We start from the raw sequence: 13,900 nt of genomic DNA, 5'->3' as shown, positions 1-13,900 counted from the left end.
ATCGCCAATCGCCTATGCGCAACGATGCGCACACGCCAGACGCCCCTGTTGCGATGCAGGGGCGTCTTCGTTCTTGATCGGATTTGGCGCTGCAATGTGTGCAAAAGCTCGTAAAACAAAGCATATTTCGCGCGATTCAGCAGACACCTGGCAGGCGACAGAACTGTACCCACCTTACAACGGGGACATTCGTTGGCAATGGATGTGCACCTGATCGAATCACTCAACCGGGTTGACGACTCACATCGATATGGCAGACATGCACGTCAAACCATTTACTCGCCGTCCGGCACCGGCACCTGGAACACCTGCCGCAGATACGCCAGATAGCCCGGGTCATCGCACATGCTCTTGCCCGGCGAATCACTGAGCTTGGCCACCGGCTGACCGTTGCAGCGAACCATCTTGATGACGATGTTCAACGGCGTCGGGCCAAGATCGTTGGTGAGGTGCGTACCGACACCGAATGCCACCTGGCAGCGGCCACGGAAGTAATCGAACAGCTGCATCACCTTCTCGATGTTCAAGCCATCGCTGAACACCAGGATCTTGCTGGTCGGATCGGTGCGATTGGCCTTGAAGTGCGCCAGCATGCGGTCGCCCCAGCTGAAGGGATCGCCGGAGTCATGGCGCACGCCGTCAAACAACTTGCAGAAGTAGGCATCGAAGTCGCGCAGGAATGCATCCAGGCCAACCACGTCGGCCAGCGCAATGCCCAGGTCACCACGGTATTCGCGCGCCCACGATTCCAGCGCCGCCACCTGCGAGTCGAGCAAGCGCGGCCCCAGGGCCTGGAACGCCTGCAGGTATTCGTGCGCCATCGTGCCGTGCGGCGTCATGCCGTACATGCGGGCGAAGTAAACATTGCTGGTGCCGACAAACTGCGGGCCCAGCGCGTCGCGCAGCATCGGCAACATGGTGCCGTGCCATTGCCGTGAATAGCGCCGGCGGGTGCCGTAATCAGCGATGCGGCAATCCTCGAAACCGGGCGTGTCACGCAGCAATGCCGTCTTGGCCTGCAGGCGACGTTCGCCTTCGCTGAAATCGTTGCTGCTGGTGTTGCGGAACCACACTTCGTTGATGATCGCCAGCAACGGCACTTCAAACATGATGGTGTGCAGCCACGGGCCGGTGATGTCCAGCTCGATCTCACCCGGCACGGTCTGCGAGGCACGCAGTTCGATGTACTTGCGATCCAGATGGAACAGGCCCAGGAAGTCGACAAAGTCCGGCTTCACGAAACGCAGCCGGCGCATGTATTCCAACTCCTCGCGGGAGAAGCGCAGGCTGCACAGGTGGTCGATCTCGGTATTGATCTCGTCCAGATAGCGCGCCAGGTCAATGCCCTGCGTACGGCACTTGAACCGGTACTGGACGATGGCGCCGGGGTACTGATGCAGCACCGCCTGCATCATCGTGAACTTGTAGAGGTCGGTGTCGAGCAGGGATTGGATGATCATGCCCGGCATTATGCGCTGCTGGCGATGGCGGCCATGCGAAGACCCGGGCGCTTGTTCACTCGCCATGGCATTGGTGTGTGCGCCAAGAGGCGTACCGTGCAGCACGGTCGAACGCAGACAGACCGCAGGAGCGACCTTGGTCGCGAAGCCGATGAATCTACAGCGGCCGCTTCCCTATCCCGCTGCGCGATGCATGCAGGCTTCGGGCACGATCGGCTTCGCGGCCGAGGCCGCTCCTACGCGGGACTTCAGCGCAGCAGCAGGCGCGGCACCTGCAGCGCGGCGTGCGCCCAGATCGCGCACCACACGCCCGCGCGTACCGGCAGGCTGCGTTGCGGAGCCTCGAATTTCTTGAAGTAACGCCACAGGCCGCGGTGCTTGTGCCATTCGACAAAGAACGGCCGCGAACGGCTGGATACGCCGCGCACATGCACCACCTGCAGGCCATTGGCGATGGCGACCGTCGCGCCGGCCTCGCGTGCGCGGCGGCACAGGTCCAGATCCTCCGCGTGCAGGCGGTAGCCGCTGTCCCATCCACCCAGCCGCACAAACAGACTGCGCGGCAGCAGCAGCAGCGCGCCGGACAACGCCTGCACCTGCTGCAAGGGCACCGAATGATCCACCAGCACCGCTAGCCGCGAGCCCGCGCCGGGGTGGCGCAACATGGCGGCGAAATCCGGATCGCGTCGGCGCACCGCGGCATCGGCGTTGCCCTGCTCGTCCACCTGCTCCACGCCCAGCAGGCAATCACCGAGCGGGCGTCCCAGCTCGCGCAGTTGCGCCAATGTCTGCGGCTCGACCATCAGGTCCGGATTGATGAACGCCAGCCACGGCGCACTGCAGTCGTCCGCACCCTGATTGCAGGCGGTGGCGAAGCCGGGATTGTCGGGGTTGGCGATGAAGCGCACGCGCGGATCGGCAATGGCGTGACGCTGCGCGATATCCACCGTGCCATCGCTGGAATTGTTGTCCACCACGCGGATCTCGCTTACATCCTGCGCGGCGCGCAGGCGCTGCAGGCAATCGTCCAGGGTGCTCGCGCTCTGGTAGCTGACAACAACAACGGCAATCGAATCGCTCACACCGGCTCCGCACCTGAAAGAGAGCCACAGGCGTCAAAAAGGTCGCGCTGGGCCAGCGGCATTATCGCCTGCTCGCACAGCGTCTGCAGATGCGCGCGATGGGCGTGCAACGGGTCGTCCATCAAAAAACCGGCAAGTCGCGCAGTCCAGGTCGGCCAGCGATTGGCCAGCACGTCCATGTCACCCTCGGCCGGCTGCCCTTCCTGCTGGCGGCCCACGAAGGCGTTGTCGCACAGCACGTTGCGCCAGCCCAGGCCGGACATGCGCAGGCTCAGGTCCACCAGCGCGGCATACCACGAGCCATAACTGTGGATATCCAGGCCGCCCGCGCGACGGCGGGCGCTGCCACGGATCAGCACTGCGTGGGTCACCGCTGATGGCAACTCCGGGTGCAGCAAAGGCATTGCCGACAAGGCCTGCGTCAGCCGCACGGTGTCCAAAGGCAATGCATTCACTTCGGCCAAGCGCGGCCACGACACCGCTTCACCAACATTGCTCCACGGCGTGGCGGTGGCGATGGACGCATCGCGGGCCAGGCAGGCCTGCAGCTGCTGCAGCCAGCCCGGCGTCGGCACGCTGTCGGGCGCAAGTACCGCCACATCAAGGCCATCACAGGCGCGCAGCATTTCATCCAGATGCGCCGCTTCGCCCAATGAACGTGCGCGGCGGGTGTATTCGGCCTGCAGCGCGGTATGCGCCAGCCAATGTTCGACCACGGCCTGCGCACGCGGCCCGGCTTGTGCATCGTCAGCCAGCCAGATCGACGTACCGGCGGGCGTGGTTTGATCCAGCGCGGCGAGACAACGATCCAATGCGTCATCGTCCACGCCCAACGGCAACAACACGATCACTGCCACCCCCTTCCGTCCAGATCAGGCGCACCGGTCAGGGTGCGCATCGGCTTGCATCACGGCTTTTGTCGCGGTGTATTGATCGGCTCCATCGCGCGGAACTTTTGGCTGTATTCGTCGGTGAGGTTACGCGCCTCCTGGCCGTTGCGGACGATGGTCGGGGTCAACAGCACAATCACCTCCGTGCGCCGGCTGTTGCGGCTCTTGCTTCCAAACAACGCGCCCAGTACGGGGATGCGGCTCAGCCCGGGCACGCCGTTGTGGCCATTGGTGGCGCTGTCGGTGATCAGGCCCGCCATCATGATGGTGTCACCGCTCTGCACGGCTGCTTCGGTAGCGAGTTTGCGGGTGGAAATGCGCGGATTGCACGAGGTCTTGGAGGGATCGCAGTTGGCCGGCACATCGGCCGCACTGCTGACTTCCTGCACCACGTCCATGAACACCATGCCGTCGCGGGTCACGCGCGGGCGCACTTTGAGGATCACGCCGGTGTCGATGTACTGCACCTGGCTGTAGGTGTTGTCACTCACGCCGCTGGTGTTCACCGACACGGTGTTGATCGGCACCTTGTCGCCCACGTTGAGCGTGGCCTCGGCGTTGTTGCGTACGAAGATGGAGGGCGTCTGCAGCAGACGCAGGTCGGTCACCTTGTCCAACGCGCTGACCACTGCCGCGGCGTTGCGGCCGAGGAAGGTCCAGCCCAATCCGCTGCCGCCGGTAATGGCACCGGCATAGGTGCCCCAGATGTCGCGCCCAGCGGCGCTGGGCAGGCCTGCGCCGCCTTCGCCCACCGGCTGGTTGACCGCATTCTCGAAGTACCAGTTGACGCCGTAACTCAGCTCGCCGGTCAAGGCCACTTCCGCAACCTGCGCTTCGATATGTACCTGCAGCGGCATCACGTCCAGCTTCTCGATCACTTGCTGGATCGAGCGCCATGCCTGCGGTGTGGAGCGCACCAGCAAGGCATTGGTTTCCTCCACCGCCGACACGCCCACCTGATCGCCGGCCACTTCCAGCGCGACGCTGATATTGCCCTGCTGCCGCTGCGGCAGGCTCATGCTGCCGTCGTTCCCCCGGTTTGCCGCACCGTCCTGACCGAGGCTGTCCTGCAGGCCCGTATTGCCGCTTTCAAGCTGCGACGGCACCGCACCCGGCGCCAATGCGGTTGGTGCGCTGTCACGGCTACCCTGCGTTGTGTTGCTGGAGCCAAACACTTCCGCCAGCCGCTCGGCCAGATCCTTGGCCTTGATGTACTTCAATTCATACGAGAACAAGCGTGCGCTGCCACCGGCACTGTCGATGCGGTCCAGCCATTGCTGGATCTGATCCAGATAGCGCGCCTGCGGGGTAATCACCAATACCGCATTGGCGTTCTCCAGCGGCATGAAACGGAACATGCCGGCACTGGGCGTCTTGCTGGTTTCGCCGAACACTTTTTCCAGATCACCGGCCACCTGCACAGCGCGACCGGACTGCAGCGGGAACACGCCCACCGACATGCCCGACAGCCAATCCACATCGAAAATCTCAACCGTGCGCAGGTAGTTTTCCAGCTCGGTGCGGGTGCCGCCCAAGGTGATCACGTTGCGCGAGCCATCCACGCCGACAATGGCGTTCGGCCGCGCATACGGCTCCAGCACTTTCTTCATTTCGGTGGCGGAGATGTACTGCAGCGGCACCACGCGCACTTCGTAACCGCGTGCCGACGAAGCCGGCGCGGTGCTCGGCGCCAGCGTGCCAGCCAGCGATTGATCGGCGGGAATCACGTTGTAGCGGCCACCGCTGTAGATCAGCCGCGCATTGTTCCAGCCCAGCACCATCTCCAGCAGGTTCAGCGCCTGCGCTGGCGATACCGGCTTTGGCGTGGCCAACGTGACGGTGCCCTGCACGGTCGGGGCGATGACGTAGTTCTGGCCCAGCATGTCGCCAAGGATCGCCTTGGTGACGGCCTGCACCGACTCGCCTTCAAAGTTGAACACCGCGCTGCCGTTGCCGGCGGCGGACAACACCGGTGATGGCGCTGCAGCGGCGGCGCGGTTGATGACCGTGCCATTGCCACGGCGGATCACCGCGCGGCCCTGACCTTCATCGGTTTGTGGGGCGTCTACCGTTTCCAACGCACGGGTGCGCGCCGGCTCGCCCGCGGCGGGCGCAGTCAGCTCGCTGCTGGGTGCATTGCGGCGGACCTCCGGCACCGGCGTGGTGGCGCAACTGCTCAGGGCGCCGATCAGCAGGGTGATGGGAACGATGCGTGACGTCATGAGCTCACTCTAGGGGTTCGGGCGGCCAGCGCCGCCGTTCTGTTGCTGTTGCGCCTGCCTGCGGCGGGCCTGGATGCGTTCGCGGATGGCTTGGATCTGATCAGCCGATGGCCCGGCAGCTGCGTCCGCAGCAGGCGCATTGCTGGTGGATGCCGGCACTGCGGGCGCCGGCGCAGGCAGTGTGGGCGCGCCCTCGGTTTTGACGGCCGGGCTGGCGCTGAATACCTGCAGTTCAAGATTGAGCGTGCCCGACGGGCCACTGACCACCGCGCTTCGGGGCTGCAATGACAACAGCTGCCAACCGTCCTGCGGTTCGCCGCCCACACGCAGGCGCAACGAACGCCCTTGATCGGTGGTCAGCGTCGCCATCTCCAATTCGGGCGTGATCAACACGCCACTCAATCGAACCGTGCCGACCGTAGTCTGTTCACCATCACCCATCACAAACGGATGCGGGCGGCGATCGCTGGCGAACAATGGCCGCGCCAGCGCTTCGGTGTTGTCCAACGCACGCGTATCTGCCGCGTCGGCCACCGGCACGGCGGGCAAGGCCGGCAATGCGGTCGATGGCGGCGGCGCGCTGATGCGACTGCCAAGGCCAAACAAACTGGCCGCCCACACCGCCAGCGCCCACGCGCCGACTGCCGCGAGCAACCAGGTACGCAGACCGGCAACGTCATTGCGCATCGGACACCTCCGCGGCAGGCGGGGTGATGCCGGGGCGCAGGTAGCCGCTGAGTTCAAAACTCACGTCCAGGCCATTGCCGCCTTCCGGGCCAACTCCCGAGGCCAGAATATCCAGCCGATCCACGCGCAGCTGCGGCGCGCCGGTTTCCAAAGCCTGCAACACGGTCATCCATTCGCTCATTCCACAGCGCAACCGCACCTGCACCGAAACACGCACGAAGCGGCCGCTGGTATCGGCCGGCAACGGCGAGCGGTCGCTGATCGCACAACTGCGGTTGTCCGGGCTGGCCTGACGCGCGGCTTCTTCCAAACGCTGCACCAGGCGCGACGTGGCCAGCTCGGCCGACGCTTCGGGCATGAAGCCGGGTTGCTCGGCCAGCGCCTGTTGCGCCTGCTGCAGACGCTGCGCCACCTGCGGCGCCTGCTGCAGTTGAATACCAATACGCTGCTGGCGTTCCTGCAGCGTGGCGATCTGTGCATCCACCGCCCGCATTGGCTGCGTCCACAGCGGATGCACGACCAGCAGATAGACCGCACCGATCACGGCAAGCAGCAGGCCCAGGGCCAACCAACGATCACGGCGTGTGGGCTGCGGCGCCATTGGCGACCTCCTGTCGGGGTGCCAGCAGTTCGGCGGTGAGGGTGAAGCGTTCGCGCTTGCTGCCACCGCCGGCCTGCAGTACGCCGGTCAGTGACGGGGTTTTCCACAACGTGGAGCCTTCCAGTCTGGAGACCAGCGAGGATGCGCTGCCGCTCATACCGATCAACTGCAGGCGACCGCCTTCGATGGAGAGCTTCTCCAGCCAGGTGTCATCGTCGAGCCGACGACTGAGTTCGTTGATGACCTCGGTCGCGGTGGGCTGCTGCGCACGTTGCGCAGCGAAAAACGCATGGCCATCGACCAGATCCTGCAACTGCTGGCGCTGCGCGGCCACGGCACGCGCGCGAACCGCCGTGGCCTCCACTTGTGCGGCCAGCTGCGCTGCGGCGTTGCGGCGATTATCCAGCAACTGCCAACCGGCCAACACCAGCATCACCAGCGCGCCCAGCAACAGCATGCGGTTGAGCCGACGCATGGGATCTTGGCGCTGGCGTCGCTGCGCCTGCGGCAGCAGGTTCACGCCCAGCGGCGTGCCGCCTGCGGTGGCGACATCCACACCATCGAGTTGGCCCTGCCAGGCCTCGCGCGGTGACAGCAGCGATTCGATGACGTGACGCGGCGCGACCACCAATTCGGTGTCCAACTGCCCGTCGCTGCGGCGCCCGAGCAAGCGCACGTCGTAATACACCTGCTCGGCAGTGAACGGTGTTTGCCGGTCGATTTCAAAACCCAATACGTCATGCAGCCGCGCTTCGGCGGCAGCAGGCAGGCGCATCGCTTTGCGCAGCACCGCATGGGACGGCAACAAGGCAAAGCGCGGCAAGTTGGATTCGCGTGCCGGCACGGCCGCTTCCAACGCCTGCGGGCCAGATTGCTCAGGCAGCAGGGTCAACGGCCGCAATTGGCCGTCGTACGCCTGCAGCACTTCAATGCGATCGCCTTGCGCTGACAACAACAACCGAGCGTCCGACAAACCAAGCAGCGCCTGCCAGCGCGGCGGCAGCCATGACAGCAACGCACACTTCCACCACGCCCAGAAGCCGCCGGCTCCCGGTGCGATGCGTGCCCCCCATTGCCCCAGTCTTTCGCGCAACGCCGTCATCTCGCTACCGCTCCCTGTTCCCACCGTAACACTGTGTACGCTGTACCCTGCGCGCCCTGTGGCGCCAACCGGACCACGCCGCGCAGCACCGCCACACGGCCGTTCCCCAGCTGCACCCGGCTGTCGACACTATAAGTGCCGCTGCCGGCCTCCACGGCCAGCGGCGGCGTTTGACCGATCCCATCGGCGGCGCCCTGCCGCTCGCGCTGAGCGATCACCAGTGCCGCATCCATGCCCAGCGCGGTCAGCACCGGCGCAGCGGCAAAACGCGGATTGGGACGACTGCCGCCGAACACGGTCACCAGCGGCGCCATCTGTGTGTACAGCGCCGCGTCCATGCCGAGCAGGCGCTGCAGTTCGCCAATGCTGTCGAAGCGCGCGTTCTTGGCGCCATAGGGGTAACCGGCAGCGGCATAGTCCGCACTTTCGGCACCGCCGCTGGGTTGTTTCAGATCGTCGGCATCGCGCCAATCCAGGATCGCGCCAGCCACTTGAGTGGCACGCGTTGGCTCCACCGCGAGCGCGCGCAGCAGGCCTTCCAGCAGCGGGCGGTCGGCCTGATTCAAATCGACCTTGCCGGTTTCATCAACGATGCGCAGGTCCACGCTGCGGCCAGCAAACTGCCAGCGGTAGCGGCGCCCATCGGCATGCCAGCCGGGTTGCGTGGGCGTGGCGCGCATCCGTGACAGTGCGTAATCAATGCCGGCGTGGGCGATCTGCTGACCGCCGCCCAGATCGGCAGTCACGCGCCCCTGCATGTATTCCACGCGCGCGGTCAACGCGAATGCACCAATCGTCGCCGCCAACAAGGCGATCATCCACAACACCAACACCAGCGCGGCACCACGCATGTTCATTGCCAACTCCCCGCCACGCCCTGCTGCGGCAATGCCACCAGCAACGGCGGCCACGCAGCGCCGGTGGCCGGCATCACTTCGATGGACACCCAGCGCGGCATGCGCCCGGGCACCTGCCACTGTGGCTGCCAATCAGTGAGCTGGTTGCTGGCCGGGTCGATGCCGCGATAGCGCAGACGCACTTGTTTGAGATCGTCGGCCAGCAGCTCCATGCCGCGCGGTGGATTCTCCGGTATCTGCTGCCCGGCCTGCAGCAAGGTCAAGCCGATCTTCAGTTGCTGCGTCTCGCCTTGGCCGCTGACTTCCAACGTGTGGACGTAGGGACCGCCACGGCCCAGATAATCGGGAACATCAGCGATGAAACGCATGCGTTGCGCATCGCCAGCGAACACCGTGGCAGTGCCGCTGACCCTGTCGGTTTCCATCGGCAACGGCATCGCCGAGGCCAGGCGACGACGCAGGAAACCTTCCACCCCGCGCATGCGTTCGTTGTGGCTGGCGATGGCTTCGCCGCGCGTACTGATCGCCAGCGTCGAACGCACGATGGCGAACGCCAACGCCATGCCGGCAGCCAGCAACACCGTCGCCAGCAGCACTTCAATCAGCGTGAAGCCGCGCATGGTTGAAGCCGGGCGCATCATGGCTGCGCTCCGGCCGCGGCATCGGTGCGCAGTCGCAAGGTGCGCCACTGCAGTTGCTCCGCGGCGCTTTCGCCCCAGCGCACCTGCAGGTCCAACTGCCACAACCGCGAACCAGCCTGACGTGGCTCCACATACGGCGCCACCTGCAATGACCAGCGATAGCGGCCTTTTTCCCAGTCGCCCTGCTGCTTGCCCGCCGTCAATGGCGCATCCATGCCGACCGTCGCCAGCAGAGATTCGGCATGCAACGCCGCGCGGCCTTGATCGTCAGCGATGCGCACCTGCCGTGCGGCGCCGGACAAACTGCCCAGCAACAAGGTCGCCGCCAACGCCATCAGTGCGAAGGCCACGATCACTTCAATCAATGAATAACCGCGCTGATGCTTCACGCGCCGTCACCACGCAACGGGCCGGAACGCACTTCGCCGGTGATCCAGCCAATGTCGATGCGCCACACCGCGCGCTTGGCGATCAGCTCGATGCGCCCGCCACTGGAGGCACCATCCTCGAAGAAACGCACCACGCCGACATCGCTGCGGCGCTGCAGCTGCTGCGCGCCGGTGTAACGCAACGACAAGGCCGTCGGCAGTTCGCCGTGTCGCCCTTCCGGGCCTTTCCAGCGGTGGGTGCGCACATCCAACTCAAACTGTTGCGGAACGCCGGTGGCAATCGCGCGGGTGCGCGCATGCCGCAATTCGGCAGCCAGCGACTTGCCCGCCGAGCGCAGGCGCATGCCTTCCAAGCCGCCGTTCAACGCCGCCGCTGCCAACAAGGAGATGGCGGCGATCAAGGCCAGCACCAACATCATTTCCAGCAGCGACAAGCCCGCCATCACGCCACGCCGAGGTGACGTGGTCGCCCGCACGGAAACGCGGCGAAACAGGGCGAGCGACGACGGCATCGGGCTTATTCGTAACGGATGTCGGCGTTGTAACTGTCACCGCCGGGTTGGCCATCCTTGCCCAGGCTGATCAGATCAAACGGACGTCCTTCACCGGGCGCACGGTATTCGATGGCATGGCCCCACGGATCGTTGAACTCGGCCGGTTTGGCATACGGCCCCAGCCAACCGCTGCTGCCTGCAGGCTGCGTCGCCAGCTCATCGAGTTTGGCCGGCAAGCGGCCGGTGTCGAGCTGGAAGTTCTCCACCTTGCCGGCCAGTGTCTGGATCTGCGTCTTGGCGAGATTGGCTTTGCCACGGTCGGCGCCGCCCAGCACGCGGCTGCCCACCAAGGTGAGTACCGCGCCGATCAGGACGATGACGATGATGATTTCCAGCAGGCTCATGCCTGCCTGGCGTGCGCGTGAGATCGGTTGTTTCAGGGTTCGCTTCATGGGTTGCCTCCTTGATTGCATGTCACGTTCAGCCGATTGCATTGGTCAGGTCGTACAGCGGCACCAGCACCGCGATGATCACCACGCCCACCACCGAGGCCAGTGCCAGGGTGATCACCGGCACCAGCGCGGCGAGCATGCGGTCGATGGCGCGCGCGCTTTCCTGCTCGAAGGTATCGGCGGTCTTGAGCAGCATGTTTTCCAGCGTGCCGGATTCCTCGCCGACCTGGATCATCTGTTGCGCCAGGCGTGGAAAGCGGCCGTTGCGGGCGAGCGATGCAGCCAAGCCGGCGCCGTTCTTCACTGCCTCTGCCGCTTCGGCGACATCGGCCGACAAGGCGCGGTTGCCCAGCACATTGCGGGCGATGCCCAAACCCGCAAGCAGCGGCACGCCGTTGCGCAGCAAGGTGCCCAGCGTGCGGGTCAGCCGTGCGGTTTCCAGCTTGGCAACCAATCCGCCGATCATCGGCCGGCGCAGCAGCCAGCCATCGAACGCCAGACGAAAATCCGCATCGCGGCGTTTGCGTTCAATCCACAACAACGCCACGGCCGGCACCACCACAAATACCAGCCACCACTGCCGCACGAACAAACCCGCGGCAAGCACTGCGCTGGTGAACCACGGCAAGGTGACGTCCAGACTTTCATACATCTGCGCGAACTGCGGCACCACATAACCGAGCAGAAACAGCAGCGCACCGCCGACCACCAGCAGCAGGATGGCCGGGTAGATCAAGGCATTGATGACCCGCGCTTTCAGCTCCTGGCTGCGTTCCAGATAGTCGGCCAGCCGCTGCAGGGTCTCATGCAGGCTGCCGCCGGCTTCACCGGCGCGCACCATGTTGACGTACAGCCGCGAGAACAGCCCGTGTTGACGTTCCAGCGCCTGCGATAGCGGCGCACCGCCACGCACGGCATCGCGGATATCGCCAATCACCCGGCGCGAGCGCGCGTCTTCCGGCGTGTCCAGCAAAATGGAAAGCGCACGATCCAGCGGTTGACCCGCGCCGAGCAAGGTCGCCAGTTGCTGGGTGAACTGCACCAGCGCGGCACCAGAGAATGGCCGTTGCCGCCATTGCTTCCAGCTCGCCCCTTCCAGTGCGGAACCGGTGGCGAGTTTGGTTTCCACCGGCAGATGGCCCTGCTCCTGCAGACGCGCGATGACCTCGGCGTCATTGGCCGCATCCATCTGCCCGTCCAGCATTTCGCCATGGGCATCGAGTGCCTTGTAACGGTACAGCGGCATCAGCGCGGCGGCTCCCGGTGCAGGCGTTTGGTCATGCATCCTCCGTGACGCGCAGCACTTCTTCCAGCGTGGTTTCACCGCGCAACGCCTTGACGATGCCATCCTCGTACATGCTGCGCATGCCGGCGGCACGCGCCAGTTGTTCGATCTCGCCCATGCCCGCCTTGCGCATCACTGCGTTACGCAGTTCGTCATTCATCACCAGGAATTCAACGATGGTGGTGCGCCCCTTGTAACCGGTGGGCGCAATGGCGGAAGGCTGTGGCCGATACAGATGGATGTCGCCTTGCGGCTGGTAACGGCGCAGGTTGAAGCGTTCGATTTCTTCGGCCGACGCCGGATAGCGCTGCGCATGCGTCGGCTCCAACTTACGCACCAGACGCTGGGCGAGGATGCCGTTGATGGTGGAAGTGAGCAGGTAATCCTCCACGCCCATGTCCAGCAAACGGGTAATGCCGCCGGCGGCGTTGTTGGTATGCAGCGTGGACAACACCAGGTGGCCGGTGAGCGCGGACTGGATCGCGATGCGCGCGGTTTCCAGGTCGCGCATTTCGCCGATCATGATGATGTCCGGATCCTGTCGCACGATGCTGCGCAGCGCATTGGCGAAGTCCAGCCCGATCTGCGGCTTGGCCTGGATCTGGTTGATGCCCTCCAGCTGATACTCAACCGGATCTTCGACGGTGATGATCTTCACCCTGTCGGTATTGAGCTGGCTGAGTGCGGTGTACAGCGTGGTGGTCTTGCCCGAACCGGTCGGGCCGGTGACCAGCAGAATGCCGTGCGGCTGGGTCAGCACCTTGCGGAACTGCGGCAGGAAATCTTCGGAGAAACCCAGCCGCTGGAAGTCGAACACCACCGCCTCGCGGTCGAGCAGGCGCATCACCACGCTCTCACCGTGCGCGGTGGGCATGGTGCTGACGCGCAGATCCAACTCCTTGCCCTGCACGCGCAGCATGATGCGGCCGTCCTGCGGCAGGCGACGTTCGGCGATGTTGAGTTTGCCCATGATCTTGATGCGGCTGATCACCGCCGCGGTGAGATTCACTGGCGGGCTTTCGCCATCAATCAATACACCATCGACGCGATACCGCACCTTGAGTCGATTCTCAAAGGGCTCGATGTGGATATCCGACGCACGCAATTCCACCGCACGTTGAATCAGCAGGTTCACCAGGCGGATGACCGGTGCTTCGGACGCCAGGTCACGCAGATGTTCGATGTCATCCAGCGGTGCGGCTTCACCGTCGGCCGATTCCAGAATGGTGCCCATCGCGCTGCGGCCCTGGCCGTGCCAACGCTCGATCACTTCATCTATTTCACTGCGCAGGCCAATCACCGGCGCCACTTCGCAACCGGTGGCCAAGGCAATGGCGTCGCGCGCGTAAGCATCCTGCGGGTCGGCCATCCACAAGCGGATGCGGCCGTGCTGTTCACCCAGCGGCAGCACCAGAAACTGTTTGAGAAAACGCAGCGGCACCGGATCCGCGCCGTCCACCAGCTCTGGCGGTTGCTCGGGCAACTCGCGCGCGGAGAGCACGCGCAGTTCCAGCACCTTGGCGCAGGCTTCGGCGTGATCGCGTTCGGACACCAGGCCCAGCCGGGCCAGCAGCACCAACAGATCGCCGGCGGATTCCTGGTGCAATTGCCGTGCACGCTGCAGATCGGCCTCTTTGAGGCGGCCTTGCGCCAGCAGCTCGGCGACAACGTTGTCGGCAGGCGTGGGCACACGTTGGGCGTGGTGGGCTGCCGCGTTCACGCAATCCTCCTGTAAGTG

The 13,900-nt window shown here is 64.9% G+C and carries 14 protein-coding genes; all 14 read right to left on the bottom strand.

Annotation, left to right across the window (positions count from 1 at the left end):
• Window positions 1-275: 275 nt before the first annotated feature.
• The 14 genes from pncB to gspE all read right to left on the bottom strand — a co-directional run bounded on the left by pncB (window position 276) and on the right by gspE (window position 13,852).
• Window positions 276-1,460, bottom strand: coding sequence for a nicotinate phosphoribosyltransferase (pncB, locus tag ACREP4_RS03925; protein WP_431594907.1), 1,185 nt, complete (start codon window positions 1,458-1,460; stop codon window positions 276-278).
• A 248-nt stretch (window positions 1,461-1,708) separates the two neighbouring features.
• Window positions 1,709-2,542, bottom strand: coding sequence for a glycosyltransferase family 2 protein (locus ACREP4_RS03920; protein WP_431594906.1), 834 nt, complete (start codon window positions 2,540-2,542; stop codon window positions 1,709-1,711).
• The gene (locus ACREP4_RS03915) at window positions 2,539-3,399 is read right to left on the bottom strand and encodes a glycosyltransferase family 2 protein (RefSeq protein ID WP_431594905.1); all 861 of its coding nucleotides are present in this window, start codon (window positions 3,397-3,399) and stop codon (window positions 2,539-2,541) included. The genes ACREP4_RS03920 and ACREP4_RS03915 overlap by 4 nt, the downstream gene beginning before the upstream one ends.
• A 50-nt stretch (window positions 3,400-3,449) precedes the next feature.
• Window positions 3,450-5,654, bottom strand: coding sequence for a type II secretion system secretin GspD (gene gspD, locus ACREP4_RS03910; protein WP_431594904.1), 2,205 nt, complete (start codon window positions 5,652-5,654; stop codon window positions 3,450-3,452).
• A 9-nt stretch (window positions 5,655-5,663) separates the two neighbouring features.
• On the bottom strand, window positions 5,664-6,341 hold the full coding sequence (locus ACREP4_RS03905; protein ID WP_431594903.1) for a hypothetical protein: 678 nt from the start codon (window positions 6,339-6,341) through the stop codon (window positions 5,664-5,666).
• The gene (gene gspM / locus ACREP4_RS03900) at window positions 6,331-6,942 is read right to left on the bottom strand and encodes a type II secretion system protein GspM (RefSeq protein WP_431594902.1); all 612 of its coding nucleotides are present in this window, start codon (window positions 6,940-6,942) and stop codon (window positions 6,331-6,333) included. The genes ACREP4_RS03905 and gspM overlap by 11 nt, the downstream gene beginning before the upstream one ends.
• On the bottom strand, window positions 6,917-8,044 hold the full coding sequence (locus ACREP4_RS03895) for a PilN domain-containing protein (protein ID WP_431594901.1): 1,128 nt from the start codon (window positions 8,042-8,044) through the stop codon (window positions 6,917-6,919). The genes gspM and ACREP4_RS03895 overlap by 26 nt, the downstream gene beginning before the upstream one ends.
• Entirely contained in the window at window positions 8,041-8,895 is an 855-nt protein-coding gene (locus ACREP4_RS03890; RefSeq protein ID WP_431595309.1) for a general secretion pathway protein GspK, read from the bottom strand. Before ACREP4_RS03890 ends, ACREP4_RS03895 begins: the two co-directional genes overlap by 4 nt.
• Window positions 8,896-8,897: 2 nt before the next feature.
• Window positions 8,898-9,542 (bottom strand): prepilin-type N-terminal cleavage/methylation domain-containing protein, encoded by a 645-nt coding sequence (locus ACREP4_RS03885; RefSeq protein ID WP_431594900.1) that lies wholly within the window; start codon window positions 9,540-9,542, stop codon window positions 8,898-8,900.
• On the bottom strand, window positions 9,539-9,931 hold the full coding sequence (xpsI, locus tag ACREP4_RS03880; protein WP_431594899.1) for a type II secretion system protein XpsI: 393 nt from the start codon (window positions 9,929-9,931) through the stop codon (window positions 9,539-9,541). Before xpsI ends, ACREP4_RS03885 begins: the two co-directional genes overlap by 4 nt.
• A complete protein-coding gene (xpsH, locus tag ACREP4_RS03875) occupies window positions 9,928-10,443 on the bottom strand; it encodes a type II secretion system protein XpsH (RefSeq protein WP_431594898.1) in 516 nt (171 codons plus the stop codon). Before xpsH ends, xpsI begins: the two co-directional genes overlap by 4 nt.
• Window positions 10,444-10,448: 5 nt before the next feature.
• Window positions 10,449-10,877 carry a type II secretion system major pseudopilin GspG gene (gene gspG, locus ACREP4_RS03870; RefSeq protein WP_431594897.1) on the bottom strand — a complete coding sequence of 143 codons (429 nt, stop codon included), beginning with the start codon at window positions 10,875-10,877 and terminating at the stop codon, window positions 10,449-10,451.
• Between the two features lie 28 nt (window positions 10,878-10,905).
• Entirely contained in the window at window positions 10,906-12,123 is a 1,218-nt protein-coding gene (gene xpsF / locus ACREP4_RS03865; RefSeq protein ID WP_431594896.1) for a type II secretion system protein XpsF, read from the bottom strand.
• 31 nt (window positions 12,124-12,154) lie between these two features.
• Window positions 12,155-13,852, bottom strand: coding sequence for a type II secretion system ATPase GspE (gene gspE / locus ACREP4_RS03860; RefSeq protein ID WP_431595308.1), 1,698 nt, complete (start codon window positions 13,850-13,852; stop codon window positions 12,155-12,157).
• Between the last annotated feature and the right edge of the window lie 48 nt (window positions 13,853-13,900).

The sequence above is a fragment of the Stenotrophomonas sp. genome (genome assembly GCF_050737575.1).
GTDB lineage: Bacteria > Pseudomonadota > Gammaproteobacteria > Xanthomonadales > Xanthomonadaceae > Stenotrophomonas.
This window is presented reverse-complemented; position numbering and strand designations above follow the sequence as displayed.

What these genes read in the sequence shown, in the direction of transcription:
- ACREP4_RS03895 (WP_431594901.1), bottom strand. Translation starts at nt 8,044, where the DNA reads ATGACGGCGTTGCGCGAAAGACTGGGGCAATGGGGGGCACGCATCGCA.
- ACREP4_RS03905 (WP_431594903.1), bottom strand. Translation starts at nt 6,341, where the DNA reads ATGCGCAATGACGTTGCCGGTCTGCGTACCTGGTTGCTCGCGGCAGTC.
- ACREP4_RS03885 (WP_431594900.1), bottom strand. Translation starts at nt 9,542, where the DNA reads ATGATGCGCCCGGCTTCAACCATGCGCGGCTTCACGCTGATTGAAGTG.
- gspM (WP_431594902.1), bottom strand. Translation starts at nt 6,942, where the DNA reads ATGGCGCCGCAGCCCACACGCCGTGATCGTTGGTTGGCCCTGGGCCTG.
- pncB (WP_431594907.1), bottom strand. Translation starts at nt 1,460, where the DNA reads ATGATCATCCAATCCCTGCTCGACACCGACCTCTACAAGTTCACGATG.
- gspD (WP_431594904.1), bottom strand. Translation starts at nt 5,654, where the DNA reads ATGACGTCACGCATCGTTCCCATCACCCTGCTGATCGGCGCCCTGAGC.
- ACREP4_RS03890 (WP_431595309.1), bottom strand. Translation starts at nt 8,895, where the DNA reads ATGCGTGGTGCCGCGCTGGTGTTGGTGTTGTGGATGATCGCCTTGTTG.
- gspG (WP_431594897.1), bottom strand. Translation starts at nt 10,877, where the DNA reads ATGAAGCGAACCCTGAAACAACCGATCTCACGCGCACGCCAGGCAGGC.
- xpsH (WP_431594898.1), bottom strand. Translation starts at nt 10,443, where the DNA reads ATGCCGTCGTCGCTCGCCCTGTTTCGCCGCGTTTCCGTGCGGGCGACC.
- xpsF (WP_431594896.1), bottom strand. Translation starts at nt 12,123, where the DNA reads ATGCCGCTGTACCGTTACAAGGCACTCGATGCCCATGGCGAAATGCTG.